The following is a 22,417-nucleotide window of genomic DNA, read 5'->3' as shown; positions in this document are numbered from 1 at the left end:
ATTTTCGACTTCGGCGTCGGTAAGCGCCATGGCAAACCGGCCAATCTCCGGCCTGGCCAAGAGCTATATAGAAGAGCCAATGCGCGCCCCAAGTGGCCGGCTACGCTTGTCCAGCCCTATAAGCGCTGACTCACCGGTCAGTCACGGCGCTTTACCTGATCGGTGACGGTGGGTAACGTCTGCCCCACTTCAATACAAGGAATTGCGTCATGAGTGAGTTGATTTCTTACCACCTCGAAGACGGTATCGCGACCCTGACCTTGAGCAACGGCAAGGTCAATGCCATTTCCCCCGACGTGATCGCCGCCTTCAATACCGCGCTGGATCAGGCCGTCGCCGATCGCGCAGTAGTGATCATCACCGGGCAGCCGGGCATTCTGTCGGGTGGTTACGATTTGAAAGTGATGACCGCCGGCCCCAAGGAAGCCGTGAGCCTGGTGACCTCGGGTTCGACCCTGGCCCGCCGCCTGCTGTCCCACCCCTTTCCGGTCATCGTCGCCTGCCCTGGGCACGCCGTGGCCAAGGGTGCGTTCCTGCTGTTGTCCGCGGACTACCGCATCGGCGTCGAAGGCCCGTTCAGCATCGGCCTGAACGAAGTGCAGATCGGCATGACCATGCACCACGCCGGCATCGAGCTGGCCCGTGACCGCCTGCGCAAGTCGGCGCTGCACCGCTCGGTGATCAACGGCGAGATGTTCGACCCACAAGGCGCAGTGGATGCCGGCTTCCTCGACAAGGTGGTGAGCGCCGAGGAACTGCAAGGCGCCGCGTTGGCCGCTGCGCGCCAACTGAAGAAGATCAACATGACCGCCCACAAGAACACCAAGCTGAAAGTGCGCAAGGCGCTGCTGGAAGTCCTGGACAACGCGATCATCCTCGATCAGGAACACCTGGGCTGAAGCCTGGGCCCGCTGTATGCCCGCCCGGCCCTCGCGCCGGGCTTTTTTATGCCCAGCGCCGAAAAAACCAGGCCGGGCGCTCTAGATCGGCACTGACCGAAGAGTCTGAAACATGCCCTTAAACATCGGCCATCTCCCTCTTCTATACAGGTAATTGCCGAAAACAGTGCACATCCGTACACTGCGCCACCTTTTGTCCGCGGTGAGCCTGTAGATGCTGTATCTGTTTCGTATGTTGTTGATGGGCCTGCATTTTATTGCCGCTGGCATTCTCGGCGTGGTGCTGGGGCTCTGCCGCCCGTTCAACCCGGATAACAGCCGCCTGTGTGCGCGCCTGTATGCGTGGCCGGCGATGTGCATCCTGCGCCTGCGGGTCAAGGCCGAAGTCGGGCCATTGATGGACAAGCCCAATAGCTGCGTGATCATCGCCAACCATCAGTCCAACTACGACCTGTTCGTGTTCGGCAACGTGGTGCCCCATCGCACGGTGTGCATCGGCAAGAAGAGCCTGAAATGGGTGCCGCTGTTCGGCCAGCTGTTCTGGCTGGCGGGCAACGTGCTGATCGACCGCGGTAATGCCCACAAGGCCCGTCGCTCGATGCTGACGACCACCCACACCCTGCAGAACAAGGACACCTCGATCTGGGTCTTCCCGGAAGGCACCCGCAACCTCGGCGAAGAATTGCTGCCTTTCAAGAAAGGCGCCTTCCAGATGGCCATTGCCGCCGGCGTGCCGATCGTCCCGGTGTGCGCCAGCAGCTACATCCGCCATATGCGCCTCAACCGCTGGCACGCCGGCAAGATCCTGATCCGCTCGCTGCCGGCGATCCCCACCGCCGGGCTGACCCTGGACGACATGCCGAGGCTGATCGAGCAATGCCGCGAGCAGATGCGCGAGTGCATCGAGGCAATGGACCGCCAGCTACAGATCGCCTGACCAGAGCCCGCCGCGTGCGGGCTTTTTATTGCCGGCGAACTCTACCCGGCGGGCTGACTCTGATCGGTCATGCAGGCTAAGCTGCACACCAGTCTCACTCCTCATTTCGATAAGAAGAAGCGAACAGGAACCATGGGTAGAGTTGTCGCCGCAGCAGTCTACAGCGCGGGTAAGAAAGTCACGGACATCACCCTCGACGAAGGGGCGGCCTGGGCGGCCAAACCCGGGCACTTCGTCTGGATCGGCCTCGAAGAACCCAACGCTCAGGAACTGGCCAACCTGCAACGCCAGTTCAACCTGCACGAACTGGCCATCGAGGACGCGCTGGAAAAGCACAGCCGGCCGAAACTCGAAACCTTCGGCGACGCGCTGTTCATCGTCACGTACTCCCCGGTGCGCGAAGCCGGCAAGCTGGAGTTCATCGAGACCCATATCTTCGCCGGCAACGGCTACATCATCACCGCCCGCAACGGCCACTCGCGCTCCTACGGTTTCGTGCGCCAACGCTGCGAGGCGCGGCCGCTGCTGCTCGAGCACGGTGAAGACTTCGTACTGTATGCGCTGCTGGATTTCGTCACCGAGAACTACCAGCCGGTCAGCGAGGCGATCCATGCCGAGATCGACGAACTGGAGCACAGCGTGCTGTGCAGCTCGCTCAACGAGCGGGATATCCAGCATCTGCACAGCCTGCGCCGCGATGTGTTACGCCTGCGCCGCCATGTAGCGCCGATGGTGGAAATCAGCGAAGAGCTGCAGAAGCTCAGCTTTCCGTTCATCGACAAGAACATGCGCCCATACTTTCGCGACGTGCAGATCCACGTCACCCGGCAGATGGAAGACCTGGCGACCCTGCGCGACATCGCCAGCCAGACCATCGAGATCGGCGTACTGCTGGAGGCTTCGCGCCAAAGCGTGGTGCAGCGCAAGTTCGCTGCCTGGGCGGCCATCCTCGCGTTTCCCACCGCGGTGGCCGGGATCTACGGGATGAACTTCGACAACATGCCCGAACTGAAGCTGCACTACGGCTACTTCGGCGTGCTGGCGTTCCTGGTGGTGGGATGCACGGGCTTGTGGGCAAGCTTCAAGCGCTCGGGGTGGCTGTGAACCCTTAGGGCGCTATCGCGAGCCCGCTCGCTCCTGCAAAGAGCGAGCGGGTGGTGTTCTTACTGCGCCTTGTGCGCCACGAAGCGCATCATCCACTCGGCCACCGTGCTGCCGTGATGATCCTTGTCCAGGCTGGCGATGCCCTTGCGATAGACCTGTTCGCCCAGGTGCTGCTGGCGTAGCTCCAGCAAGGCCCGCGAATAGTCGTGGATGAACTCCGGATGGCCCTGGAAGCACAGCACCTGATCGTTGATGTGGTAGGCCGCGAACGGGCAGAAATCGCTGGAGGCGATGACTGTGGCATTTTCCGGTAATGCGGTGACCTGGTCCTGGTGGCTGATCAACAGCGTCAGCTCTTCCACCACCGGGCTCATCCACGGCGCCTTGGCCGCCAGTTTGTAGTTGTGGGTACCCACACCCCAACCCTGGGTCGCGCGTTCGCTCTTGCCACCCAGCAGCAGCGCCAGCAACTGATGGCCAAAACACACGCCCAACAGTTTGTCGCCGCGCTGGTAACGCTTCAGCAAGTAAGTCTTGAGGGTTTGAATCCAGGGGTCGGTGCCGAAGGAGTCGGCCTTGCTCCCGGTGACCAGGTAGGCATCGAAACTCAGGTCGTCGCTTGGGTAGTCACCCTGCATCACGTTGTAGACCGAGAATTGGGCGGCAATCGGCTGCTGCGAAAACAGGCGCTGGAACATCTGCCCGTAACCCTGATATTGATCGACCAATTCTGGACGCAGGATGTCGGTTTCCAGAATGCAGATGCGTAGCGACATAAAAAATACCTGACACGATGATGGGAATAATGAACACCGCAGAGCCTGCCTCGAAACGCCCGGCCAAGGCAAGCCCCGCGATATATCACCTGGTTCCCGTCAGGCTCAGAACAATTGGCCCTTGGCGGCTTTTTCCAGCAGCAGCGCCGGCGGCGCGAAACGCTCGCCATATTGCTCGGCCAGGTATTGGGCGCGGGCGATGAAGTCCTTCAGCCCGTACTGGTTGATGAACTGCAAGGCACCGCCGGTCCAGGCGGCGAAGCCGATACCGAAGATCGAGCCGATATTGGCGTCGGCCGTCGAGCGCAGCACGCCCTCCTCCACGCAACGCACGGTTTCGATAGCCTGCACGAACAGCAGGCGGTCGCGTACGTCCTGCGGCGAGATCTGCCCGTCGGCCTTCTCGAAGCGGGTTTTCAGCTGGGGCCACAGGTGTTTCTGCCCACCGGCCGGATAGTCGTAGAAACCGCCGCCAGCAGCCTTGCCAGGGCGTTTGTATTCGTTGAGCAGCAAGTCGATCACGGCAAACGCCGGATGCACCGCCAGCGGCTTGCCTTCGGCTTGCAGATCCTTGGCGGTCTGTTGGCGGATATGGCTCATCAGGCTCAGGGACACCTCGTCGGAGATCGCCAGCGGACCGATCGGCATCCCCGCCTTGCGCGCTTCGGTCTCGATCATCGGCGCTGCTACGCCCTCGCCGAGCATGGCGATGCCTTCATTGGTGAAGGTGCCGAACACCCGCGACGTGAAGAAGCCGCGGCTGTCGTTGACCACGATCGGAGTCTTCTTGATCTGCAGGACGAAATCGAAACCGCGCGCCAGGGTTTCGTCACTGGTGTGCTCGCCCTTGATGATTTCCACCAGGGGCATTTTCTCCACCGGGCTGAAGAAATGCAGGCCGATGAACTTGCCCTGATCGGGCACCGCCCTGGCCAGGCCGCTGATAGGCAGCGTCGACGTATTGGAAGCGATCACCGCGTCGGCACCAACCACCTGCTGCGCGGCGCTGGAGACCTTGGCCTTGAGTTCGCGATCCTCGAACACCGCCTCGATGATCAGGTCGCAACCGGCCAGATCAGCGTCCTGCTCGGTGGTACGGATCCGCGCCAGCGTGGCGTCGCGCTGCTCGGCACTCAACTGGCCACGGGCGACCTTCTTGTCCAGCAGCGCCGCCGAATGGGCCTTGCCCTTCTCGGCCGCCGCCAGGCTGATGTCCTTGAGCACCACCTCAATACCGGCCACGGCACTGACATAGGCGATTCCCGCGCCCATCATCCCGGCGCCGAGCACCCCGACCTTTTTCGTCACATAAGGCGCGAAACCCTGGGGACGGGAGCCGCCGGCATTGATTTCGTTGAGCTGGAACCAGAAGGTGCCAATCATGTTTTTCGCCACCTGGCCGGTGGTCAGCTCGGTGAAATAGCGGGTCTCGATCAACTGCGCGGTATCGAAGTCGACCTGGGCCCCTTCCACCGCCGCGCAGAGGATTTTCTCCGGCGCCGGCAGACAGCCCTGGGTCTTGCTGCGCAGGATCGACGGCGCGATGGCCAGCATCTGCGCGACCTTCGGGTGCGACGGCGTACCGCCGGGGATCTGGTAACCAGCCACGTCCCAGCGCTGCTTGGCCGTGGGGTTGGCCAGGATCCACGCCCGGGCCTTGGCCAGCAGGTCGTCGCGGTCGCTGGCCAAGGCGTCGATCAGGCCCGCCTGCAACGCCTGCTGCGGCCGTACCTTCTTGCCTTCCAGCAGATACGGCAAGGCCTTCTCCAGGCCCAGCATGCGCACCATGCGCACCACCCCGCCGCCGCCCGGCAGCAGGCCGAGGGTGACTTCCGGCAGGCCGACCTGCAGCGATTGTTCGTCCAGGGCAATGCGCTGATGACAGGCCAGGCAGATCTCCCAGCCACCGCCCAGGGCCGCGCCGTTGATCGCCGCCACTACCGGCTTGCCCAGGGTTTCCAGGGCCCGCAGCTGGCCCTTGAGGGTCAGCACCATGTCGTAGAAGGCCTGGGCCTCGGGCTTGCCGACCTTGATCAGCTCGTTGAGATCGCCGCCGGCGAAGAAAGTCTTTTTCGCCGAGGTGACGATCACCCCGGCAATCGACTCCTGCTCGGCCTGCAAACGGGCAACGCTGGCGGCCATGGCTTCGCGGTACACCGCGTTCATGGTGTTGGCGCTCTGGCCCGGCATGTCGATGGTCAGGACGACGATCTGGTCCTGGCCCTTTTCGTAACGGATGGCATCGGTCATGAAAGTGTTTCCTTGAAGTCAGGGCTCAGAGGCGTTCGATGATGGTGGCGATACCCATGCCGCCGCCGACGCAGAGAGTCGCCAGGCCATAACGCTGGCGGCGCGCTTCCAGTTCGTCGAGCAGGGTGCCGAGGATCGCGCAGCCGGTGGCGCCCAGCGGATGGCCCATGGCGATGGAACCGCCGTTGACATTGACCTTGGCCGGATCGATGGCCATGTCCTTGATGAACTTCAGCACCACCGAGGCAAAAGCCTCGTTGACCTCGAACAGGTCGATGTCCTCGACCCGCAGCCCGGCCTTGGCCAGCGCCTTGCGCGTGGCCGGCGCCGGGCCGGTGAGCATGATGGTCGGATCGGTGCTGGTGACCGCCGTGGCGACGATCCGCGCCCGCGGCTTGATCCCCAGCGCCTGGCCCTTGGCCTCGGAGCCGATAAGCATCAGCGCCGCGCCGTCGACTATCCCTGAGCTGTTGCCCGGGGTGTGCACATGGCGGATGCGCTCGACATGGCTGTAGACCCGCAAGGCGGTAGCGTCGAAGCCCATCTGGCCGATCATCTCGAAACTGGGCTTGAGCTTGCCCAGGCCCTCGAGGGTCGAGTCGGCACGAATGAATTCATCGTGATCCAGCAAGACGATGCCGTTCTGGTCCCGCACCGGCACCAGGGACTTGCTGAACGCCCCCGCCGCCCTGGCCCGCGCGGCCTTTTGCTGGGACTGCAAGGCAAAGGTGTCGACATCCTCGCGGCTGAAGCCCTCCAGGGTGGCGATCAGGTCCGCGCCGATGCCCTGCGGGGTGAAATGACTGTGCATGTTGGTTTGCGGGTCGAGCACCCAGGCGCCGCCGTCACTGCCCATGGGCACCCGCGACATCGACTCGACGCCGCCGACCACCACCAGGTCCTCGAAGCCGGAGCGCACTTTCATCGCGCCCAGGTTCACCGCCTCAAGCCCCGAGGCGCAGAAACGATTGATCTGCACCCCGGCTACGCTGACGTCCCAGTCGGCGACCAACGCCGCGGTCTTGGCGATGTCGGCGCCCTGGTCGCCGATCGGCGTCACGCAGCCAAGCACGATGTCGTCGACCTGGCTGGTGTCAAGTGCGTTGCGCCGTTGCAGGGCATCGAGCAGCCCGGCCAACAGGTTCACCGGTTTGACGCTGTGCAGGGCGCCGTCGGCCTTGCCTTTGCCGCGGGGGCTGCGTAATGCATCGAATATCAAAGCCTGGGTCATGACGTCCTCGAACCGCTGTGCAGATGAATGATGACAGGGCTCTCACTCTTGGCTGTGCCGACAGCGGATTCAATGACCGATGCGCTCATCGACCTTGACGGCCACGCTCAGACGAACGGTAGTGAGCTAAGGGATTGCCCCTTGCTGATAACCAAGGTGTCTAGACAAAGGGCGGGCAAGAAGGTGGCAAAACGCCTCATGCGTTTTTAAAAGCGTTCGCCTATTAGCTGATATGAAATGGATCTAAGCCAAGGGTTACAAGGCCCCTAAGGTGGAAACTGTAGCCAGTGAATCGTTGCAGCCGGGTCTTGCCGGTGCACGCGTAAGAAAAGGGACACATCGCCTGACCATAGTGAAGCGGCAGGCATGCATTTGATGTTCAGGAATAACAACAAAAGGCATTCAGCCATGTTCAAGCATTCGAAAGTTCGTCAAGCGGGGCTCATCCTGTTCGCCACCACCTTGCTGCTGATCTTGCCGAATCTCACCAAAGTGATCGGCTAGAGGCGTGGCCATCCTGCCACGTTGTCGGCTCTTTATGCTCCGGTTCGCTACCGGGGCCGGCGCTTGTGTGCCACTCTCCCTGACGCCGCGACCGCGCTGAGCCAGCGTTTCGTCGCGCCTTACCGCAAACTCCTCTCGAAACACCCGACACCAGCCGCACAGCGGCATTCCCCCACGCGACGGAACGGCGATCAATTGAAATCTCTCATCATCCTGTGCAGCGCCCTGCTCCTCTCCACCCCTGTGCATGCCGCGCAGTTGACCCTGGAGCTGGGGGCCGCCAGCCGCACCTGGCAAACCGAGGAACTGCTCAAGCATCCCCAGGCCCGCACCATTGCCGTCAAGGACGATGTCTCGTACAAGCGCGACATGAGTTACCGCGCAGTGCCGATCTCGGCCCTGCTCACCGGCATCAAGGCCGGCGACCATCTGCAAGCCGTCGCCCTGGACGGCTTCGCCGCCGAATTGCCCGCCGCGCCCCTGCTCGGCACAGCCGGCGCCCAGGCCTGGCTGGCCATCGAGGACCCAGCCAAGCCATGGCCGCCCCTGGCCGCCGACAAGCCCAGCGCCGGGCCTTTCTACCTGGTGTGGACCAATCCCCAGGCCGGGCATGTCAGCCCCGAGCAGTGGCCGTTCCAGGTGGCGAGCCTCAAGCGCCTGGCGCCGGTGGCCGAACGTTTCCCGGTCCTGCTCCCGGACCCGCAACTGGCGGCCGGCGACCCGGTGAACCAGGGCTTCGCCCTGTTCCAGAAGAACTGCCTGGCCTGCCATCGCCTCAACGGTGCCGGAGACTCGCAGTTCGGCCCGGACTTGAACATCCCCTACAACCCCACCGAGTACTTCGGCGCGGACTTCCTCAAGCGCTACATCCGCGACCCACAGAGCCTGCGCCGCTGGCCACAGGCGAAGATGCCGGCCTTCTCGAGCAGCGTGCTGCCGGACTCGGAGCTGGAGTTGCTGGTGGGGTATCTGAAACACATGGCCGGGCGTAAACAGGCCGCTCCGTGAAACTTGGGGGTGATGACTATCAACGGTATAGCCAGACTCGATTTCACCGCTGGGGCAAAACTGCGCAGAATTCGCTGCAACAGCGCAAATGACTTCAACCACGCGGCGAAGTCGATGCCCCACCCTTCATGGCGCCCCTGGCAGCCGGGTCCGGAATGTCCCCGACCGGTTCCCTCTCCTACCGGTCTTCCCTTTTGGCTACCCTGCTCGGGTGGCCTTTTTTTTGCCTGCATCCGCCGGAGCGAGGCTGGCCTGCGATCGGGGCAGCGCTTCTACAAAGGGTTGGCGGAAACGAAATCGGCCGGCCCGAAGGCCAGCCGATGCTGAGTCTTCACGCTATTCATGGCACTAGACGAGTCGCCCTCGAACCTCCTGCTTCACGCCCCAACCTTCAATGATCCCGCCCAGCGGCGCGACCACCGCTTCGAAATCCTGCTCGAAGTCCCCGATGCCGCCGTAGGTGGCGTACATCACCTTGCTCAGCTCCAGGTACCAGGCGCCGTCGTCGCGCACGCTGACCTGCGCATTCAAGGATTCACCGCGAAAATGCCCCGCCGCCCTGCGTGCCCGCTCCTCGTCCGGGAAAATGGCGTAGAACTCGATGGGATGGAATCGTGAAAAGTCGAAACCGCCTTCTTTCATGCGGCGCAGCACGCTGCTGCTGATGTCTTCTTGATAGGCTGTGCTCATGAAACGTCCTCCTCAAACCGATGGATAGACTTTCCGTACTCCCTGCCTGTCACCGCACGGTACAGGCCTGCGGCGAGAAGATCGCCGCCAGGAAACAAGCATGTAGCTGACAAGACCAGACCTTAGCGATTCATTCGCTGATCTCGAATGCAGATTAGCGCCAAGACACAGGCGCTGCCAAGATCTGGTTCAAGCCCGGTAGAGCGTTGCGCGTCAGGGATCAAATCGGCGTGATACTGAGGATCTGGATACTGTTCTGATCTTTCAGGCTCTTGACCGTAGGGTCGTCGGTACGCCCCTCCAGATCATTGAGGTCAAGCTTGGCCGGGACCGGCAGAAGCTTTGCCCGAATCAATTGTGCCGCCCGCTCCATGCTGGGCTGTTGCTCACAGTCGAATTGCTCCACGGACTGGACACCATGATCGTCGACGAAAACGATTTGCCATTTGTGCATCAGTGCCTCCTTGAGAGAGCCCCTGGATGGGCCCACAAGATGTCGACCCCGCAGCCTGGACAAACGTTCGCCGGCGATATGAAAAAGGCCGCCTTACGGGCAGCCTTTTTTAAGCACGCGGTGCTTACTTCTCGGCGCGCGCCTTCAATGCCTTGAGGGTGTTGAACGGCGCGTCCACGACAAACTTGTTAGCCAGCCAGGACGGCACACTGCCGCCCGGCTCCGTGTGGACCTGATAGGTCACTTCGACCTGGTCCGCGCCCTTGGGCACGAACTTCCAGAAGCCTTCGACCTGGGCCACCCGCACGAAACCTTTTTCCTCGGGAATGTAGGTCGGCACGCCTTCGAGCTTACGGGTCAGACTGCCGTCGGCACCTTCGCTGGTGGTGACGTGCAGCACCGAATCACGCGGCGTGACCGGCCACGGGGTATTGAATTGGGTGTAGGTCCAGCTCTGGTCGCCTTCGTGCTTGAGCAGCTTCTGCGACTTGCATTCGTGAATCCAGGCACAGGCGCCCGCGACGTCGTCCTGCAGCGCACGCAGCTTGGCCACACTGGTTTTCATCGTGGTCACGCCACGGTAGGCCTTGTATTTGGAGCCGGCCACTTCGCTCAAGGATACCTTGATGCCGTCTTCGTCCTTGGCCGTTTGCCAATCTTCGGCGTGGGCGGTTGCCGAGAGCAGAACGGTCAACCCACAGAGCACAGCAATTCGATGCAGCGAACCCATTGTCTTATTCCTTATTGTTGAAGTTCCGTTCATTGAGACGCTTCACGCCGCCGTCATTTTTTCCCACCAGCCCAGTAAACGCACAGCCTCTTCCTGACTGTTGCCACAGACCTCGACGTCCGCCTGGAACGCACCGCAGACGGCAGGCCGTTCGGGCAGGCCGAACAAACCGCACAGCTGTTCGACAGAAAGATGGATGCAACGTTCTCCGGCCGGTTTGCCATGGGGCATTCCGGGAATCGGGGTACTGATGGAAGGGGCAATGCAACAGGCGCCACAGCCTTCACGGCAGTTCATGACGACAAGCTCCTCGCGACGGGCAAAGTGTTGAATGACGCGGACTAGAGTAACCGCTAAAACAGCCGTTTGAAATTGGCCGCACCGTGGTTTTTGCGTTCAGGCTCGCGTGACTGACCAGTCTCCGACAAAGTGTCAGCTCCGCGGGTCACAGCCAGGGAGAAGGTTTATTGCTTGAACTCGAAATCCAGCGCCGCGCCTTCCACTTCACGCCGCTCTTCGTTACGCAGTTGCAACTGCATTTCGTTGCTCAGCAAGCGGCCGTTGAGCTGGAACGGGCTATCTTCCTTGGGCTTCTCGCCGAACATCGGCGGCAGCAACGGAGTGCGCTTGGGCAGGTTGACCGAGCCGATGGGCTGCAATTGCTTGACCATTTCCGGCGGCAGGCTCAGGTCCACGTTGGCCGAGGGCAAAGGCATCTTGGCGATCTCGCTGGCCGACTTGGACTTGGAGGCGATCGGCGCACGCTTTTTCACGGGCTTGGACTTATTGGTCCCCGCCACCTTCTTTACCGGTGTCGACTTCTTGGCTGACGCGGTTTTCGGCGGTTTGCCCGTGGTGCTCGTTGCAACCTTGTCCTGGGCCGAGGCCGCAAGGACAGTGACCGGACCAACGGCACTCAAGACACAAGCCAATACCCAGGCAACAGGAAAAATCGCTTTCATAAAGGGCAACAGGATCGGCGGCAAAGAGCCATATGCTCGCTTGTTGATCGCGTGAAAACAAGCGCGGTGGCCAATCCGTCAAAAACCGCCCGCAGCCTCCTGGCACAATTGGCTGGCCAGCATGCCCAGGGTCATCAGGGCCCGCTCGGCCTCGCGGTTCCACGGCGTGCCGCAGTTGAGCCGAATACAGTGGTTGAACTGCTCGGTATTACTGAAGATCAGCCCCGGCGCGATACTGATGCCCTGCTGCAACGCACGAACGTGCAGTTCCTGGGTATTGACCCGCCCCGGCAGGCTGACCCAAAGAATGAAACCACCGTTGGGCCGGGTAATCTGCGTACCTTCCGGAAAGTACTGCTGCACCGCCAGCTGAAAGGCGCTGAGGTTCTTGCGGTACTCCTGGCGGATGTAACGCAGGTGCCGGTCGTAACCGCCGTTCTCCAGGTAGGCCGCGACGCCCATCTGCGTGACGCTGCAAGCCGAGTGGGTACTGAAGGTCTGCAAGCGCTGGATTTCCTGCTGGAACTTGCCGGCGATCATCCAGCCAATACGCACACCGGGCGACAGGGTCTTGGAAAAGCTCGAGCAATAGATCACCCGGTCCAGCCGGTCATAGGCCTTCAGCGCCTTGGTACGGCCGACTTCGAACATCAGCTCGCCATAGATATCGTCTTCGACGATCTGGATATCGAAGTCCGAGGCCAGGCGCAGCAATTGTTTTTGCCGTTCTTCCGGCATGGTCCCGCCCAGCGGGTTGCTCAGGCGCGTGGTCAGCACCAGGGCCTTGATCGACCACTGGTTGGCCGCCAGTTGCAGCGCCTCCAGGCTCATGCCCGTGGAGGGGTCGCTGGGAATCTCGATGACCTTGAGCCCCAGCAGGTCGGCCAGTTGCAGCAGGCCGTAGTAAGTCGGCGACTCGGCGGCGATCAGGTCGCCCGGACGGGTCAGCACGCGCAACGACATCTGCAGCGCATCCACGCAACCGTGGGTGATCACCACCTCGGACGGGTCGACCACCACGCCGGCGTCGCGCATGCGGATCGCCACTTGCCGGCGCAGCGGCTCGAAACCGGGGCTGAACATGTAGCTGAAGGCGCGCGGGCTATGGAAACGCGTGACCTTGGCCAATTGCTGATGCAGCGCCCGCACTGGCAGATAATCGACGCTGGGCACCGCGGCGCCCAGCGGAAACACGCCTTCACGGCGCGACTCCACCAACACCTGATGAATGATGCTGCTGCGAGTCACCAGGCCTGGTCGCTCGACCCGGGCGATGTCCGGGGTCGGCGCGGTCAGCGCCGGGGTCTGGTGCACGTAATAGCCGGACTGCGGCCGCGCACGGATCAACCCCTGGTCTTCGAGGTTGGCATACGCCTGGAGCACCGTCGCATGGCTGACGTTGAGCTGCGAACTCATCTTGCGCACGGAGGGGACACGTTCACCCGGCTGGTACACGCCACGGCGGATATCTTCAGCCAGTTGCTGAGCGATACGTTGATAGAGCAAGAGATTGGTCATGACGCTGCACTCGATTTCACCGGCATTTTATTCTTGTGGATGACGATACCGGAACAGTTCATAAGTGTACTGGGACAGTTAACACAATAGTCGACCATACAGGGCAGTGTCAGCAAAAACTGTACTGTTTTGTGTGCCCATTGTCAGGCACAAAAAAACCCGGTTTCTCGAAGGAAACCGGGTTGTCGGGACGGGCCTTATTTTAGCGGGCCGCGCCCAGCTGGCCCTTCTCGTCGGAGAAGACGATTTCCACCCGACGGTTCTGCGCCCGTCCGCGTTCCGAGGCGTTGACCTCGACCGGGTAATCGTCGCCGTAGCCTTCGACCTGGATACGCTTTTCGTCGACGCCCAGGTCCGCCAGGACATCGGCCACAGCCTGAGCCCGGTCGCGGGACAGTTTCAGATTGCCCTGCTTGTCGCCGGTGTTGTCGGTATAGCCCTCGATCCGCACCACGCGCTTGGGGTTCAGCTGGAGGAACTGCACGACCTTCAGCACGGTGCGGTTGGCCGAACTCTTGAGTTCCGCCTCGCCGGTGTCGAACAAGACGTCGCCCAGGGTCATCACCAGCCCGCGATCGGTCTGGGTGGTGGCCAGGCTGGCAATCTGCTCTTCCAGCCACTTGCCCTGTTGCTGCACGCTCAGCAACTTCGCTTCGCGCAGGGCCAACTGCAGGCGCTGGCGCTCCAGTTCGAGTTTGGCCGCCTGCTCCTGGTTCAGCGCCTGGTTGGTGTGCTCGCGGGCAATTTCGCTGTAGCGCTGGCTGAGGTAGGCGTAATGCACCACATCCGCACCGCTGCCCCAGTAGCTGGACAGGCGATCGGCGCGGGCCAGGGACTCCCCGGCACGGATCACATCCTTGGGCGCGATGCGCAGTACGTTGGAGTCTTCCTTGACCTTCTGGAAGTCGTTGCCGGCCTGCTCCAGCGCCGCTTCGCTGCGCTGCCCCGCACAGCCGTAGAGGCCGGCGCAAGCGATCAGCAACACACCACTCACTACCTGGGTCAGACGAATCATTGGGCATCTCCCAGTTGCTTGCGCAGACGAGTGATGCGGGTCTGGAGCAGGTTCAGTTGTTCCTGGCTTTTCAGGGTCAGGACCCGGGCCTCGGCCAGCCGCGCATCCAGTTCCGCCTGCTCGGCACGCATGCGCGCGTGCTTGAACGACTCTTCCTGCAGGTTGCGCTGGGCGCGGGCGAATTTGTCTTCGGCCAGTTTCATCTCCGGCACATCCTCTGCCGTGGCCCCGACTGCCTTGGCCTGGGCCAGGGTTTGCTCGGTCAGGCGCATTTGTTCATTCGGCGCCGGATCGGCTGCACAACCCGCCAGAGCCAGAACGGCCAGGGCAGCGAAAAGAGGTCGAATACTCACAAGAAATCCCTACTGTTTGGGGGTGCCGACAGGTTGCTGCAACTGTGCCTTCCAACGCTCGAGATTGCGCTGCAGCACGGTTTCCGTCAGACCGGACGCGGGCAATTCTGTCATCTTTTTTGCCAGCTGTCCGCGCAACCATGGGTCGTTGCAGGCGGAGTTATGGGAGACGGCCAGGAACAGCCCGGGTTTGTCGGCGGGCTGGGGGAAAGCCAGCAGATCGTTGGCCATGCCCAGCGACTGGGCCAGGGCCGTGCCGGCGTAGCGTCCAGCGAGGACGTACTCCACCTCCCCCAGCAGCAGCTTCTGGAACGCCTGGGTCAGATTCGGCATGCGCGCCAGGCTCAATTGCTCCTTGGCGAAGGCCTCGAAGGACGGCGTCAGGCGTGCCCTTTCCGACAGCGCGCCAGAGTGCCCGTGCAAGTCCGACGGCTGGCTATAGCTCAGCGCCGAGCCTTTGCGGGTCCAGACCAGGAAGTCGTTTTCCAGCAACGGCGGGTGGATGTAGTCCAGCGCGTCCAGCTCGCTCACGGTCAGCGGCGCGTCGGCCAGCATGTCCATGCGCCCGCTGCGCACTTCGTCGAGAGCGGCGGAGCGTTTACCGGCATACAACACTTCGACCTTGATCCCCAGTTCCTGCGCCACCTGTTGCAGCAGGTCGGCGCTCGCACCGATCAGGTGGACGGGATCCTGCGGGTCGCGCCACAGATACGGCGGAGCGTCCGGGCTGCCGGTCACCACCAGGCGCTCGCACTTGCCGGCGGCCAGCGACAACAACGGCATCAGGGTCAGTCCCAGCAGCACTGACAGGCCTCCCAGGCGGCGCAGTTCCATGGCGAAATTCTCCCACTCAAATCCCAGACAATAAAAAAGCCCGGCCAAAAGACCGGGCTCTTTATAAGTGAAGCCGCTGGATTAGACCAGCTTCTCCAGCTCAGGTACGGCTTCGAACAAGTCCGCTACCAGGCCGTAATCGGCAACCTGGAAGATCGGCGCTTCTTCGTCCTTGTTGATCGCAACGATCACCTTGGAGTCTTTCATACCGGCCAGGTGCTGGATCGCGCCGGAGATACCGACGGCGATGTACAGCTGTGGCGCAACGATCTTGCCGGTCTGGCCGACCTGCATGTCGTTCGGTACGAAACCTGCGTCGACCGCGGCGCGCGAAGCGCCCACGGCTGCACCCAGCTTGTCGGCCAGGGCGTACAGGTGCTTGAAGTTGTCGCCGTTCTGCATGCCGCGGCCGCCGGAAACGACGATCTTGGCAGCGGTCAGCTCAGGACGGTCGGACTTGGCCAGCTCTTCGCTGACGAAGCTGGAAGTGCCGGCGTTGTGAGCAGCGGCAACCGATTCAACGGCAGCCGAACCACCTTCAGCGGCAACCGGATCGAAACCGGTGGCACGCACGGTGATCACTTTGATCGCAGCGGTCGATTGCACGGTAGCGATGGCGTTACCGGCGTAGATCGGACGCTTGAAGGTATCAGCGCTTTCTACCGAGATGATCTCGGAGATCTGGTCAACGTCCAGCTGGGCAGCAACGCGCGGCAGGATGTTTTTGCCGTTGGAAGTAGCGGCAGCCAGGATGTGGCTGTAGCCCTTGCCCAGTTCAGCGACCAGCGGAGCGACGTTTTCCGGCAACTGATGCGCGTAGGCAGCATTGTCAGCGTTCAGGACTTTGCTCACACCAGCGATTTTCGCGGCGGCTTCAGCCACGGCGCCAGCGCCCTGGCCTGCAACCAGAACGTGGATGTCGCCGCCGATTTTGGCAGCGGCAGCCACGGTGTTCAGGGTGGCCGGAGCCAGCACCTTGTTGTCGTGTTCGGCGATTACCAAGATAGTCATGATCAGATTACCTTCGCTTCGTTTTTCAGTTTCTCGACCAGTTCAGCCACCGACTTGACCTTGATACCCGCGCTGCGTGCAGCCGGCGCTTCGACTTTCAGGGTCTTGTTGGTGGAGGCGGTGGAAACGCCCAAAGCGTCCGGAGTCAGCGTCTCGAGAGGCTTCTTCTTGGCTTTCATGATGTTTGGCAGGGACGCGTAGCGCGGCTCGTTCAAACGCAGGTCGGTGGTGACGATCGCTGGCAGTTTCAGGGAAACGGTCTGCGCGCCGCCGTCGATTTCGCGGGTCACGGCAACGCTGTCGCCGGAGACTTCGACTTTCGAGGCGAAAGTGCCCTGACCGTAGCCGCTCAGTGCAGCGAGCATCTGGCCGGTCTGGTTGTTGTCGCTGTCGATGGCCTGTTTGCCCAGGATCACCAGCTGAGGCTGTTCCTTGTCGACCACGGCCTTGAGCAGCTTGGCCACGGCCAGGGAAGTCAGGTCTTCAGCGGATTCGACGAGGATGGCGCGGTCGGCACCCAGAGCCAGCGCGGTACGCAGCTGTTCCTGAGCGGTGGACGGGCCGATGGAGACGACGACGATTTCAGTCGCAACGCCTTTTTCTTTCAGGCGTACGGCTTCTTCCACTGCGATTTCGCAGAAAGGGTTCATCGACATCTTGACGTTGGCGAGGTCGACGCCGGAATTGTCCGCCTTGACGCGAACCTTGACGTTGTAATCGACAACGCGTTTGACAGCTACAAGAACCTTCATGGATTCCTCGTTACTCTCCGGTGAAAAGAAAGTCGCCTAGGCGAACCTGGCGGTTGATGCTCATCGGGCACAAGGGCACCTCTAAAAACGCTGGCATTGACTCTTGCAACAGCAGACAGATGACCCTGCTCACGGGATGACGACCGTTCGTCAGTGGCGACTGACCGGTCATTCTTTATCGCGGCGTGTAAACTGCGCGCTCAATCCGCGCCTTGCGTCACCTTTACTGCCTTCGCCCTGTCTTTAGAGGTGCTCTTGAAACCAACAGTCAGCCTACGGCGAGCGCAAAACCGACCGTATCTTGACCGGAACACCTATTCTGGTCAATACGCCAAAATGGCCAGTCATAAGCCGCGCTTCTTTGATTTACATGGGCTCCAGCAAATTCAAACAAACGTTTGTATTGGACGCTAGGAGTGGTGTAGATATAATGCGCCGCCCAGAGAGAAAGGCGGGTCGTTCATTGTTCCCTCCCCTGCAAGGCGGAGAAAATCATCGATGCGACACCCAACCTCCAATTAGAAAAAACCGTTGAGCCTTGAGTAGGAGATAGCCTAGTGGAACGCGAATACATGGAATTCGACGTGGTCATCGTCGGTGCCGGCCCCGCTGGCTTGTCCGCCGCCTGCCGACTGAAGCAGAAGGCCGCCGAAGCCGGTAAGGAAATCAGCGTCTGCGTGGTCGAGAAAGGCTCCGAAGTCGGTGCTCATATCCTGTCCGGCGCGGTATTCGAACCACGGGCCCTGAACGAACTGTTCCCGGACTGGAAGGAACTCGGCGCGCCGTTGAACACGCCGGTTACCCGCGACGATATTTTCGTGCTGAAAAACGCCGAAAGCGGGCAAAAGGTTCCTGACTTCTTTGTGCCCAAGACCATGCACAACGAAGGCAACTACATTATCTCCCTGGGCAACCTGTGCCGCTGGCTGGCCCAGCAGGCCGAGAACCTGGGCGTGGAAATCTACCCGGGCTTCGCCGCCCAGGAAGCGCTGTTCGACGAGAACGGCGTGGTCCGCGGGATCATCACCGGCGACCTGGGCGTCGACCGCGAAGGCAACCCGAAGGAAGGCCTGTACACCCCCGGCATGGAACTGCGCGGCAAGTACACCCTGTTCGCCGAAGGCTGCCGCGGCCACATCGGCAAGCAACTGATCAAGCGCTTCAACCTGGACAGCGACGCCGATGCCCAGCACTACGGCATCGGCCTCAAGGAAATCTGGGAAATCGACCCGGCCAAGCATCAGCCAGGCCTGGTGGTGCACACCGCCGGCTGGCCGCTGGACATCATGGGCACCGAGAACACCGGCGGTTCGTTCCTTTATCACCTGGAAAACAACCAGGTGGTGGTCGGCCTGATCGTCGACCTGTCCTACAGCAATACCTACCTGTCGCCGTTCGACGAATTCCAGCGCCTCAAGCACCACCCGGTGCTCAAGCAATACCTGGAAGGCGGCAAGCGCATCAGCTACGGCGCGCGGGCTATCTGCAAAGGCGGCCTGAACTCGCTGCCGAAGATGGTGTTCAAGGGCGGCGCGCTGATCGGCTGCGACCTGGGCACCCTGAACTTCGCCAAGATCAAGGGCAGCCACACCGCCATGAAGTCCGGCATGCTCGCCGCCGACGCCGTGGCCGACGCGCTGTTCGCCGGCTCCGAAGGCGCCGACGAGCTGAACACCTATGTCGAGGCGTTCAAGTCCAGCTGGCTGTACGAAGAACTGTTCGCCAGCCGCAACTTCGGTCCGGCGATCCACAAGTTCGGCGCGATCGTCGGCGGCGGTTTCAACTGGATCGACCAGAACATTTTCGGCGGCAAGCTGCCGTTCACCCTGCACGACACCAAGCCGGACTACGCCTGCCTGAAGCTGGCGGCGGACTGCAAGAAGATCGACTACCCGAAACCGGACGGCAAGCTCAGCTTCGACAAACTCAGCTCGGTGTTCATCTCCGGCACCAACCATGAAGAAGAGCAGCCTTGCCACCTGAAGCTGACCGATCCGAGCATCCCGCTGAACAAGAACCTGCCGCTGTACGACGAGCCGGCCCAGCGCTACTGCCCGGCCGGGGTGTATGAAGTGATCACCAAGGAAGACGGCGAGAAGCGCTTCCAGATCAACGCGCAGAACTGCGTGCACTGCAAGACCTGCGACATCAAGGACCCGGCCCAGAACATCACCTGGGTCACGCCGGAAGGCGCGGGCGGCCCGACTTACCCGAACATGTAAGGCATCCGCTTGATAAAAAGGCTCCCGAATGGGGGCCTTTTTCATATCCGCGATTAGGTATCGCCTGGACGGACCTCACCGCAAAGCGCTGCCAGCCCATCAAGCCGCGCGCTCATCCCCCGGGTTGCGCTCGAAATAGCGCTTGTACTCGCGGCTGAACTGCGAGGTGCTCTGGTAACCCACCCGATGCGCCACCTGGGCCACGCCCAGTCCCTCCCCCAACAGCAACTGCTGGGCCTTGAGCAGGCGCAAGCGCTTGAGGTACTGCACCGGCGACAGCAGCGTGCTGCGTTTGAAGTGTTCGTGGAAGGTCGAAGCGCTCATGTTCGCGCAACGGGCCAGGGTCTCGACGTTCAGCGGCTCGGTGTAATGCTCGTGCAGGTGGTTCAGCGCGCCGGAGATCCGGGCAAACCGCCCATGCTGCTCCACCAGGGCGCGCAACACATCGGCCTGGGGCCCGCGCAACACCGTGAACATCAACTCGCGCAAGCGCGCCTGGCCCATGACCTTGCACTCCAGAGGATCGTGCAGGCAGCGCAGCAGCCGCTCCACGCAACCGCGCATGGTGTCGTCGAGTACCACCGAGGTCATGGACTCCGGGGTCTGCGCCTGGATATCGCGCCCCGCCACGGCCCCCATCGCCAATACCAGTTCGCCCAGCAACACCCGGTCGATGGCGATGGACACCCCGAACAACGGCGCGTCGGGCATGGCGAAGGTCTCGCACTCGAAGGGCACCGAGAGGGCCTGGATCAGGTAATGCCCGGCGCCGTACTCCAGGACCCGCGGCCCCAGGTACGCCAGCTTGCTGCCCTGGACGATGATCATCAGGCTCGGCTCGTAGATCTGCGGACCGCGGGCCACGTCGCGGCTGGCCCGCAGCACCTTGACCCCGGGCAGGTGCGTGGAGGCGAAACCTTCGCGGCTCGCAAGGGGCTGGATCAGGGATACCAGGGTGGCATTGGCATCAAGATGGCGGGTCAACAGCATGGCGAAAACTTCACGGAAAAAGGGATAAAAACATCATCGCAGGTCTGCACGCCAATACCGCGGGCAAATCGCCGATGGCGGAGGAATAGGCATGACATGCCGAGGAATCGCCATGTTCGCGCCAGGGGGCGACGCCGAGAATGGCCCACCTCACCTGTCAGTGCTTTTGCGAGGTTCATCATGTACACCGCCATCGGTTATGCCGCCCAGTCCGCCACCACGCCCCTCGCGCCCATGAGTTTCCAGCGCCGCAGCCTGCGTCCGGACGACGTGGCCATCGAGATTCTCTACTGCGGCGTCTGCCACTCCGATATCCACCAGGCCCGCAACGAATGGGGCATCGCCGTGTACCCGCTGATGCCGGGCCACGAGATCGTCGGCAAGGTCACCGCCGTCGGCGCCCAGGTCAGCCTGCACCAGGTCGGCGACCTGGTCGGCGTCGGCTGCATGGTCGACTCCTGCCGCCAGTGCGAGGCCTGCGCCGCCAACCTGGAACAGTACTGCCTGGAAGGCCCGACCCTGACCTACGCCACCCCGGACCGGGTGGACGGCAGCAACACCCTGGGCGGCTACTCCGACAGCATCGTGGTCAGCGAGCACTTCGTGGTCCGCATCCCGAAGCAACTCGATCCGGCCAGCGCCGCGCCGATCCTCTGCGCGGGCATCACCACCTACTCGCCGCTCAAGCATTACGGAGTGAAGGCCGGCGACAAGGTCGGGGTTCTCGGCATGGGCGGCCTGGGCCACATGGGCATCAAGTTCGCCAAGGCCCTGGGCGCCGAAGTGACCCTGTTCACCCGCTCGGCGAGCAAGGCCGAAGAAGCGCGACGCCAGGGCGCCGACCATGTGATCGTCTCCACCGACGCCGCGCAGATGCAGGCCGCCGCCGGGCATTTCGATTTCCTGCTGGACACCATCCCGGTGCAGCACGACCTCAACCCCTACCTGGATACCCTGCGCTTCGACGGCGTGCATATCCTGGTCGGCCTGATCGAGCCGGTGGACCCGCCCGTGCATGCCGCCAAGCTGGTGCTGGGCCGTCGCGTGCTCGCCGGCTCGCTGATCGGCGGCATCGCCGAAACCCAGGAAGTGCTGGATTTCTGCGCCGAGCACAACATCAGCTGCGATATCGAAATGCTCGACATCCGCCAGATCAACGAGGCTTACGCGCGGATGATCGCCGGGGATGTGAAGTACCGCTTCGTCATCGACATGGCCACGCTCAAGCGCTAACCAAAAATCGCGGCACACACAAAACCTGTAGGAGCCAGCTTGCTGGCGATGCAAGCACCGCGTTGCCGCAGGGCGGACGCCATCGCGAGCAAGCTCGCTCCTACAGAGGATTGTGCTCAGCCGCCGAGCTCGGCAGAGATGCCGGCGGCGGCCTGTTTGATCACCGGGATCAGCCCGGCCATTTTCTCCAGCGACATGTAGGGCACGGTGCTGGCGATGCTGATGCCGGCGACGATCTGGCCGCTAGCATCGCGGATCGGCGCCGCCACGCAGCGGATCGACGGCTCGTTGTCCTCCAGGTCGAAGGCATAACCGCCCGCCACATATTCCTCCATGCGCTGCCGGAACTGCTCCCAGGTCGGCTCTTCGTGCTCCGGCCAGAGCGCATTGCGCCCGCCCGCCGGCAAACTCACTTGATACAGGCGCTGCCACTCCTGCAGCCCATCGTCGAGCAACAACGCCTTGCCGATCCCGGTGCGCGCCAGCGGCATGCGATGGCCGACCCGCGAGCGCATTTCCGGGCCGTTGCGCCCCGGGTTCTTGTGCAGGTACAGCACGTCGTCGTCTTCGCGGATCGCCAGGTGAATGGTGTCGCCGGTCAGGGCCGACAGCCCGTCGAGAAACGGCGCGGCCAGGGTCACCAGCGGCACCGCTTCGCGCGCCTGGAACCCCAGTTCGATCAGCTTCGGGCCCAGCAGATAGCCGACCTGCGGCACCACCCGCAGGTAACGCTCGTCCACCAGGCAACTGGCCAGGCGATGGGTGGTGCTGCGCGTGGTGCCGATCAGCCGGGCGATTTCCTTGAGGTCGCGGGCACCGCCGGCCACGGCCTGCACCACCGCCAGCCCGCGGAGCAAGGTCTGGGTGCCGGTGGGGGCGGCGTCCTTGAGGTTTTTTGCGGCGTCTTCCTGCATATCCAGCCTTAAGGGGTACGAAAAACGAAG

At 62.3% G+C, this 22,417-nt stretch carries 22 protein-coding genes; 6 read left to right on the top strand and 16 right to left on the bottom strand.

Annotation, left to right across the window (positions count from 1 at the left end):
* The first annotated feature begins 209 nt into the window (after window positions 1-209).
* The 3 genes from BTN82_RS08765 to BTN82_RS08755 all read left to right on the top strand — a co-directional run bounded on the left by BTN82_RS08765 (window position 210) and on the right by BTN82_RS08755 (window position 2,940).
* Window positions 210-899: a crotonase/enoyl-CoA hydratase family protein gene (locus BTN82_RS08765; protein WP_075118750.1), complete on the top strand. Its 690-nt coding sequence runs from the start codon at window positions 210-212 to the stop codon at window positions 897-899.
* Window positions 900-1,113: 214 nt separating this feature from the next.
* The gene (locus BTN82_RS08760) at window positions 1,114-1,836 is read left to right on the top strand and encodes a 1-acylglycerol-3-phosphate O-acyltransferase (RefSeq protein ID WP_075118749.1); all 723 of its coding nucleotides are present in this window, start codon (window positions 1,114-1,116) and stop codon (window positions 1,834-1,836) included.
* 132 nt (window positions 1,837-1,968) lie between these two features.
* Window positions 1,969-2,940, top strand: a complete 972-nt coding sequence (locus tag BTN82_RS08755) for a magnesium and cobalt transport protein CorA (RefSeq protein WP_075118748.1) — start codon at window positions 1,969-1,971, stop codon at window positions 2,938-2,940.
* A gap of 59 nt (window positions 2,941-2,999) precedes the next feature.
* Here BTN82_RS08755 and BTN82_RS08750 read toward each other — a convergent pair whose 3' ends face one another.
* The 3 genes from BTN82_RS08750 to BTN82_RS08740 form a co-directional block, all read right to left on the bottom strand.
* Window positions 3,000-3,716 (bottom strand): amidotransferase, encoded by a 717-nt coding sequence (locus tag BTN82_RS08750; protein ID WP_075118747.1) that lies wholly within the window; start codon window positions 3,714-3,716, stop codon window positions 3,000-3,002.
* A gap of 105 nt (window positions 3,717-3,821) precedes the next feature.
* Complete coding sequence (locus BTN82_RS08745) at window positions 3,822-5,966, bottom strand: 3-hydroxyacyl-CoA dehydrogenase NAD-binding domain-containing protein (RefSeq protein ID WP_075118746.1); 2,145 nt, start codon at window positions 5,964-5,966, stop codon at window positions 3,822-3,824.
* Between the two features lie 25 nt (window positions 5,967-5,991).
* Window positions 5,992-7,197, bottom strand: coding sequence for an acetyl-CoA C-acetyltransferase (locus BTN82_RS08740; protein WP_075118745.1), 1,206 nt, complete (start codon window positions 7,195-7,197; stop codon window positions 5,992-5,994).
* 699 nt (window positions 7,198-7,896) lie between these two features.
* Here BTN82_RS08740 and BTN82_RS08730 point away from each other — a divergent pair.
* A complete protein-coding gene (locus BTN82_RS08730; protein WP_075118743.1) occupies window positions 7,897-8,709 on the top strand; it encodes a c-type cytochrome in 813 nt (270 codons plus the stop codon).
* Between the two features lie 348 nt (window positions 8,710-9,057).
* Here the strand turns inward: BTN82_RS08730 and BTN82_RS08725 are convergent, their stop codons facing one another.
* The 11 genes from BTN82_RS08725 to BTN82_RS08675 form a co-directional block, all read right to left on the bottom strand.
* On the bottom strand, window positions 9,058-9,399 hold the full coding sequence (locus tag BTN82_RS08725) for a ribonuclease E inhibitor RraB (RefSeq protein WP_075118742.1): 342 nt from the start codon (window positions 9,397-9,399) through the stop codon (window positions 9,058-9,060).
* A 220-nt stretch (window positions 9,400-9,619) separates the two neighbouring features.
* Window positions 9,620-9,853 carry a hypothetical protein gene (locus BTN82_RS08720; protein ID WP_075118741.1) on the bottom strand — a complete coding sequence of 78 codons (234 nt, stop codon included), beginning with the start codon at window positions 9,851-9,853 and terminating at the stop codon, window positions 9,620-9,622.
* Between the two features lie 124 nt (window positions 9,854-9,977).
* A complete protein-coding gene (locus BTN82_RS08715) occupies window positions 9,978-10,583 on the bottom strand; it encodes an START domain-containing protein (RefSeq protein WP_075118740.1) in 606 nt (201 codons plus the stop codon).
* Between the two features lie 42 nt (window positions 10,584-10,625).
* Window positions 10,626-10,880 carry a YkgJ family cysteine cluster protein gene (locus tag BTN82_RS08710; RefSeq protein ID WP_075118739.1) on the bottom strand — a complete coding sequence of 85 codons (255 nt, stop codon included), beginning with the start codon at window positions 10,878-10,880 and terminating at the stop codon, window positions 10,626-10,628.
* Between the two features lie 167 nt (window positions 10,881-11,047).
* The gene (locus BTN82_RS08705) at window positions 11,048-11,545 is read right to left on the bottom strand and encodes a translation initiation factor 2 (RefSeq protein WP_075118969.1); all 498 of its coding nucleotides are present in this window, start codon (window positions 11,543-11,545) and stop codon (window positions 11,048-11,050) included.
* A gap of 78 nt (window positions 11,546-11,623) precedes the next feature.
* Window positions 11,624-13,063: a PLP-dependent aminotransferase family protein gene (locus BTN82_RS08700; RefSeq protein ID WP_075118738.1), complete on the bottom strand. Its 1,440-nt coding sequence runs from the start codon at window positions 13,061-13,063 to the stop codon at window positions 11,624-11,626.
* A gap of 202 nt (window positions 13,064-13,265) precedes the next feature.
* The gene (locus tag BTN82_RS08695; protein WP_075118737.1) at window positions 13,266-14,078 is read right to left on the bottom strand and encodes an OmpA family protein; all 813 of its coding nucleotides are present in this window, start codon (window positions 14,076-14,078) and stop codon (window positions 13,266-13,268) included.
* Window positions 14,075-14,431 carry a DUF4398 domain-containing protein gene (locus tag BTN82_RS08690; RefSeq protein WP_075118736.1) on the bottom strand — a complete coding sequence of 119 codons (357 nt, stop codon included), beginning with the start codon at window positions 14,429-14,431 and terminating at the stop codon, window positions 14,075-14,077. The genes BTN82_RS08695 and BTN82_RS08690 overlap by 4 nt, the downstream gene beginning before the upstream one ends.
* A 9-nt stretch (window positions 14,432-14,440) precedes the next feature.
* The gene (locus BTN82_RS08685) at window positions 14,441-15,265 is read right to left on the bottom strand and encodes a substrate-binding periplasmic protein (RefSeq protein WP_075118735.1); all 825 of its coding nucleotides are present in this window, start codon (window positions 15,263-15,265) and stop codon (window positions 14,441-14,443) included.
* 81 nt (window positions 15,266-15,346) lie between these two features.
* A complete protein-coding gene (locus BTN82_RS08680) occupies window positions 15,347-16,276 on the bottom strand; it encodes an electron transfer flavoprotein subunit alpha/FixB family protein (RefSeq protein WP_075118734.1) in 930 nt (309 codons plus the stop codon).
* Window positions 16,277-16,278: 2 nt separating this feature from the next.
* Window positions 16,279-17,028: an electron transfer flavoprotein subunit beta/FixA family protein gene (locus BTN82_RS08675; protein WP_007950859.1), complete on the bottom strand. Its 750-nt coding sequence runs from the start codon at window positions 17,026-17,028 to the stop codon at window positions 16,279-16,281.
* 557 nt (window positions 17,029-17,585) lie between these two features.
* Between BTN82_RS08675 and BTN82_RS08670 the strand changes: the two genes are divergently transcribed.
* Window positions 17,586-19,250 carry an electron transfer flavoprotein-ubiquinone oxidoreductase gene (locus tag BTN82_RS08670; protein ID WP_075118733.1) on the top strand — a complete coding sequence of 555 codons (1,665 nt, stop codon included), beginning with the start codon at window positions 17,586-17,588 and terminating at the stop codon, window positions 19,248-19,250.
* 99 nt (window positions 19,251-19,349) lie between these two features.
* Here the strand turns inward: BTN82_RS08670 and BTN82_RS08665 are convergent, their stop codons facing one another.
* The gene (locus BTN82_RS08665) at window positions 19,350-20,240 is read right to left on the bottom strand and encodes an AraC family transcriptional regulator (protein WP_075118732.1); all 891 of its coding nucleotides are present in this window, start codon (window positions 20,238-20,240) and stop codon (window positions 19,350-19,352) included.
* 180 nt (window positions 20,241-20,420) lie between these two features.
* Here BTN82_RS08665 and BTN82_RS08660 point away from each other — a divergent pair, with 180 nt between their 5' ends.
* Window positions 20,421-21,473 (top strand): NAD(P)-dependent alcohol dehydrogenase, encoded by a 1,053-nt coding sequence (locus tag BTN82_RS08660; RefSeq protein ID WP_075118731.1) that lies wholly within the window; start codon window positions 20,421-20,423, stop codon window positions 21,471-21,473.
* Window positions 21,474-21,589: 116 nt separating this feature from the next.
* Here BTN82_RS08660 and BTN82_RS08655 read toward each other — a convergent pair whose 3' ends face one another.
* Window positions 21,590-22,387 (bottom strand): IclR family transcriptional regulator, encoded by a 798-nt coding sequence (locus tag BTN82_RS08655; protein ID WP_075118730.1) that lies wholly within the window; start codon window positions 22,385-22,387, stop codon window positions 21,590-21,592.
* Between the last annotated feature and the right edge of the window lie 30 nt (window positions 22,388-22,417).

The organism is Pseudomonas chlororaphis (genome assembly GCF_001921865.1).
Classification (GTDB): Bacteria; Pseudomonadota; Gammaproteobacteria; order Pseudomonadales; family Pseudomonadaceae; genus Aquipseudomonas; species Aquipseudomonas chlororaphis_D.
This window is presented reverse-complemented; position numbering and strand designations above follow the sequence as displayed.

What these genes read in the sequence shown, in the direction of transcription:
- BTN82_RS08765 (WP_075118750.1), top strand. Translation starts at nt 210, where the DNA reads ATGAGTGAGTTGATTTCTTACCACCTCGAAGACGGTATCGCGACCCTG.
- BTN82_RS08760 (WP_075118749.1), top strand. Translation starts at nt 1,114, where the DNA reads ATGCTGTATCTGTTTCGTATGTTGTTGATGGGCCTGCATTTTATTGCC.
- BTN82_RS08755 (WP_075118748.1), top strand. Translation starts at nt 1,969, where the DNA reads ATGGGTAGAGTTGTCGCCGCAGCAGTCTACAGCGCGGGTAAGAAAGTC.
- BTN82_RS08750 (WP_075118747.1), bottom strand. Translation starts at nt 3,716, where the DNA reads ATGTCGCTACGCATCTGCATTCTGGAAACCGACATCCTGCGTCCAGAA.
- BTN82_RS08745 (WP_075118746.1), bottom strand. Translation starts at nt 5,966, where the DNA reads ATGACCGATGCCATCCGTTACGAAAAGGGCCAGGACCAGATCGTCGTC.
- BTN82_RS08740 (WP_075118745.1), bottom strand. Translation starts at nt 7,197, where the DNA reads ATGACCCAGGCTTTGATATTCGATGCATTACGCAGCCCCCGCGGCAAA.
- BTN82_RS08725 (WP_075118742.1), bottom strand. Translation starts at nt 9,399, where the DNA reads ATGAGCACAGCCTATCAAGAAGACATCAGCAGCAGCGTGCTGCGCCGC.
- BTN82_RS08720 (WP_075118741.1), bottom strand. Translation starts at nt 9,853, where the DNA reads ATGCACAAATGGCAAATCGTTTTCGTCGACGATCATGGTGTCCAGTCC.
- BTN82_RS08715 (WP_075118740.1), bottom strand. Translation starts at nt 10,583, where the DNA reads ATGGGTTCGCTGCATCGAATTGCTGTGCTCTGTGGGTTGACCGTTCTG.
- BTN82_RS08710 (WP_075118739.1), bottom strand. Translation starts at nt 10,880, where the DNA reads ATGAACTGCCGTGAAGGCTGTGGCGCCTGTTGCATTGCCCCTTCCATC.
- BTN82_RS08705 (WP_075118969.1), bottom strand. Translation starts at nt 11,545, where the DNA reads ATGAAAGCGATTTTTCCTGTTGCCTGGGTATTGGCTTGTGTCTTGAGT.
- BTN82_RS08700 (WP_075118738.1), bottom strand. Translation starts at nt 13,063, where the DNA reads ATGACCAATCTCTTGCTCTATCAACGTATCGCTCAGCAACTGGCTGAA.
- BTN82_RS08695 (WP_075118737.1), bottom strand. Translation starts at nt 14,078, where the DNA reads ATGATTCGTCTGACCCAGGTAGTGAGTGGTGTGTTGCTGATCGCTTGC.
- BTN82_RS08685 (WP_075118735.1), bottom strand. Translation starts at nt 15,265, where the DNA reads ATGGAACTGCGCCGCCTGGGAGGCCTGTCAGTGCTGCTGGGACTGACC.
- BTN82_RS08680 (WP_075118734.1), bottom strand. Translation starts at nt 16,276, where the DNA reads ATGACTATCTTGGTAATCGCCGAACACGACAACAAGGTGCTGGCTCCG.
- BTN82_RS08675 (WP_007950859.1), bottom strand. Translation starts at nt 17,028, where the DNA reads ATGAAGGTTCTTGTAGCTGTCAAACGCGTTGTCGATTACAACGTCAAG.
- BTN82_RS08665 (WP_075118732.1), bottom strand. Translation starts at nt 20,240, where the DNA reads ATGCTGTTGACCCGCCATCTTGATGCCAATGCCACCCTGGTATCCCTG.
- BTN82_RS08660 (WP_075118731.1), top strand. Translation starts at nt 20,421, where the DNA reads ATGTACACCGCCATCGGTTATGCCGCCCAGTCCGCCACCACGCCCCTC.
- BTN82_RS08655 (WP_075118730.1), bottom strand. Translation starts at nt 22,387, where the DNA reads ATGCAGGAAGACGCCGCAAAAAACCTCAAGGACGCCGCCCCCACCGGC.